This is a genomic window from Pedobacter sp. (assembly GCF_035566355.1).
GTDB lineage: Bacteria > Bacteroidota > Bacteroidia > Sphingobacteriales > Sphingobacteriaceae > Pedobacter.
The window spans coordinates 1-4,043 of the sequence record NZ_DATMRL010000036.1 but is presented as its reverse complement, the minus strand read 5'-3'; the positions used below and the strand labels follow the sequence as shown (position 1 = coordinate 4,043).

4 protein-coding genes are annotated in these 4,043 nt (G+C 40.6%); all 4 read left to right on the top strand.

Annotated features, from left to right (window positions below; all coding sequences use genetic code 11):
• Window positions 1-325, top strand: a 325-nt coding sequence (locus VNZ46_RS01260; protein ID WP_325558258.1) for a hypothetical protein, incomplete at its 5' end; no start/stop codon positions are given.
• A gap of 13 nt (window positions 326-338) precedes the next feature.
• Window positions 339-1,292: a DUF5007 domain-containing protein gene (locus tag VNZ46_RS01255; protein ID WP_325558257.1), complete on the top strand. Its 954-nt coding sequence runs from the start codon at window positions 339-341 to the stop codon at window positions 1,290-1,292.
• Between the two features lie 114 nt (window positions 1,293-1,406).
• On the top strand, window positions 1,407-2,651 hold the full coding sequence (locus VNZ46_RS01250; RefSeq protein WP_325558256.1) for a DUF2264 domain-containing protein: 1,245 nt from the start codon (window positions 1,407-1,409) through the stop codon (window positions 2,649-2,651).
• A gap of 24 nt (window positions 2,652-2,675) precedes the next feature.
• Window positions 2,676-4,043, top strand: a 1,368-nt coding sequence (locus VNZ46_RS01245) for a glycoside hydrolase family 97 N-terminal domain-containing protein (protein WP_325558255.1), incomplete at its 3' end; no start/stop codon positions are given.

The following is a 4,043-nucleotide window of genomic DNA, read 5'->3' as shown; positions in this document are numbered from 1 at the left end:
GAAAAGGTTTATCCTGGTCAATGACAAGGTTTCTTTAGAGCGTGCTGTTGCCGATAAGGATAAAGCATATAAGGATTATAATGCAGACAGTTTGGTTATTCATGGTATCAGTGGCATTACCAATGCAGGTAGTTCGGTGAGGACAGGGGCAGATTATATGACTTATGAGCATCGAAAAATAAAAGTTAAAGATTCTATCAATTATACTGCGGGTATGCAAACTCATAATTTAATTACTGCAAATGCAATTTTACACGTTTTGAGCGACGGTGCGAATTTTAGCGGTGGCTTCAAATTGAAATATTTTAGAATAAATGATAATTAATAGAAAATTATTTATGAAAAGAATTTATTTGAGTTCTTGTTTGCTATTTGTGACCGTAATGGCATTGCTTACAGGATGTAAGAAACAAGAAAAACTTGGCTTTATAAGTCAGGCAATAGGATATACGACGAAAACTTTAACGGTGCCTACCGGGCGGGGAATTATTATGTCAGCAGCTTTAGCGGCAGATGAATCTACCAAACCAATAGAAGCAAGCATCCTTTCTATCCATGATGAGAATGGTAAAGTGTTTACCGATTTGATGAATTATAAAGTGGATACCTATTATTGGACTGGTACCCCTACGGGATTAGAAACTTCATTGGATCAAATCAATAAAATCAGGATTCCCGTTAAAAGACCAGCTATAGATATTAACCCAACCAATGGTCAGATTATCATTTACGCAGAGGCTACAGATGCTAAAATTTTTCCTCAGGGGAAATATATTTTTGACATAAAAGTAAAAAATAGCGCCGGAGAGCTTGTCGTAAAAGATGCATTGACAATAAGTACTACGCCTGCGGGGCCTTATTCTTATTCCTTTTCAGGCGTGGATGGCATAAGTGGTATCGACGTTAAAATTGAAAAGGCTGAGGCTTCAACCGGGCCTACTAAGCTGATCGTTAAAACACTTAGAAAAGATGGTACCCCAATAGATCCCAAAACTCTTTTGGGCTACGATTATGGAACTGCCGCAAATCCAAATTTAAAAGATTGGCACAACATGGGGCTTCAAAAAATAAATAAGTATACCGAGTTTCCTGATCGTTTAGAGATTGAAACAGCAGGCGTCCCTATACCCGTTATTGGTGGTTTACCAACAGGAAATGGGATTCCGGTCTGGTCAGAGCGTATAGATATGTACAACAACAGCAGTGCTATTGGAAAGTACTTCAACTATTGGTTCGATTTTGCAATTTATGAGCCAGGAACCTGGAATATTACCATTAAGCTGAATTATTAGCCCTCAATGAGTACTTTAATGTTTCCTTTGCCCATCGATGTAATATCGGTGGGCATTTTTGTTTAATATTGCATTCCAAATCATAAGATTACCATGGTAAAGCATACAAGAAAAATGAAGCGGTTAGCAGTTTTAATATGGCCTGCATTACTATTATTCATTGGTTTTTCGGCTATTGGGCAGGAGAAAAAGAACCGTAAAACGGAAACCTATAATTCCAGGGATTATTGGGTATCTGTACTGGTTAAAATTGCTGATCCTGTGGTAAGAAATCTGAGCAAAAATCAGCTGCGTGCTAAAATGCCCTTAGATTGTAAGGAAGAAAAGCGTAAAGAGGTGGCTCATCTGGAAGCTTTCGGACGAACCCTTGCTGGTATTGCCCCATGGCTGGAGCTTGGTCCGGATGAGAGTACAGAAGGAAAACTCCGCACCAGCTATATAGCGCTAACAAGGAAGGCTTTGGCCAATGCAGTCGATTCATCCGCCGCTGACTTTCTTAATTTCGACTCAAAGCACGGCCAACAGCCATTGGTGGACGCCGCCTTTCTGGCTCAAGGTTTATTAAGAGGTTATACACAATTGTGGGAGCCCCTTGATCAGCATACGAAAACAAATCTGGTCAATGCGTTGAAAAGTTCCAGGACTATAAAACCGGGTGAAAATAACTGGTTGTTGTTTAGTGCAATCATTGAAGCTTTTCTGCTAAAGTCTGGAAATTCAGGAAATATGGAACCGATTACCTATGCCCTAAACAAACATGAAGTTTGGTACAAAGGTGATGGAGCTTATGGCGATGGGGCCGATTTTCATTGGGATTACTATAACAGTTTTGTGATTCAACCCATGATCCTTGACATCACCAAAGTTTTAAAAGATAAGGGTCTTGATCAGGTGATCTCCTATGATAAAGCACTGAAGAGGGCCCAGAGATATGCAGCAGTTCAAGAACGTATGATTTCACCCGAAGGTACCTTCCCACCGGTGGGCAGGTCGTTGGTTTATCGTTTTGGTGCTTTCCAGGTATTGTCGCAAATTTCTTTGCTTAAAGAACTGCCTGCTAATGTTTCACCCAGCCAGGTTCGCAGTGCGCTGTCTTTGGTTATTTATCGCCTGATGACGGCACCGAACACATTTGACGCTGGGGGATGGTTAAGGCTTGGACTGTCTGGTCACCAACCCAATATTGGGGAATACTATATTACCACCGGAAGTTTATACCTCTGCACGGTTGGTTTACTGCCTTTAGGTTTGCCTGCAAATGATCCGTTTTGGACCAGTGCGGCTCAGGACTGGACCAGCCTTAAGGTCTGGAAAGGATTGGATTTGCCTGCTGATCATGCCTATAAGGAATCAAATTAGAATTGTAATTTTTTATAAATAAAAATGAATAAAATACTTTTAGTACTGTGTTTAACCGCCAGTACCTTAATAACCCAGGCAAGGGAGATCAAAATTTTAAGTCCGGATAAAAAGATAACGTTAACGGTTAGCTCCGGTATAGAAGATAAAAATGCCTTAAGTTATTCCATTTCTTATCAGGGTAGCCCGATCATTGAAAATTCTCCCCTGGGGCTTGAATTTGAAAACGAAAGGCCTTTGTCAGAAAATCTAATGATGGTCTCTGTTAAAGAAAAAGTGGTGAAAGAAAACTGGAAGCCAGTATATGGTGAAAAGAATAATTATCTGAATTATTACAGGGAAGCCACTGTCCAGTTCAAAGAGGATAAAACGCCTTACCGTTTGTTTTCTATGACCTTAAGGGTGTATAATGAGGGGGTAGCTTTTAAATATAATATTCTGACAGATCAACAAATTACCATCACCAGGGAGCTCACAGGTTTTAAATTTGCTATTGATTATGCCTCCTGGATTGCAGGCAATGCCCAGGCAACATACAGAAAAGGCAGCATCAGCAAAACAGGTAATGGAGCGGAACGTCCCTATGTGATTGAAATGGACCAAAATCGTTTCATTGCACTTGGTGAGGCGGCACTGGTAGATCATGCCCGGATGAAATTTAACAGATCTTCAAAAGATAGTCTGTTGCTGCTTGCTGCACTTGATGGAAAGGCAATATATAAAAGCAATTTTTCTACGCCCTGGCGATATGTGATGATTGCGGAATCTGCAGGGAAATTATTGGAAAACAACAGTTTTATTTTGAATTTGAACGAGGCTAATGCGCTAAAGGATATATCCTGGATTAAGCCGGGCAAGGTGATTCGTGAGGTAACGCTTACAACAACCGGGGGAAAAGCCTGCATTGATTTTGCAGCCCAACATCATTTGCAGTATATAGAATTTGATGCCGGTTGGTATGGGCATGAGTATGATAATGCATCCAGTGCTTTGGCGGTAAATGTTGATCCTTCAAGATCTACAGGCCCCTTGGATTTGCAGGGTATCATAAATTATGGAAAAAGTAAAAACGTTGGTGTGATACTCTATGTAAATCAACGGGCCTTATCCAAAGAACTGGATACCATACTTCCTTTATTTAAATCATGGGGGGTGAAGGGAATGAAATTCGGCTTTGTTGATGTTGGACCACAAAAAAACACGTTGTGGCTCCATGAGGCCATTCGGAAAACGGCTGATCATCAATTAATGCTGGATATTCATGACGAATACCGCCCAACTGGTTATTCCAGGACTTATCCGAATCTGTTGACACAGGAAGGAATACGAGGAGAAGAAGAAAGTCCGGATAACCATCAGGTGTTAATTACCATGTTTACCAGAATGATAGCC

Excerpts from the sequence above, each read along its gene's own strand:
- VNZ46_RS01255 (WP_325558257.1), top strand. The coding sequence starts at position 339 with ATGAAAAGAATTTATTTGAGTTCTTGTTTGCTATTTGTGACCGTAATG.
- VNZ46_RS01250 (WP_325558256.1), top strand. The coding sequence starts at position 1,407 with ATGAAGCGGTTAGCAGTTTTAATATGGCCTGCATTACTATTATTCATT.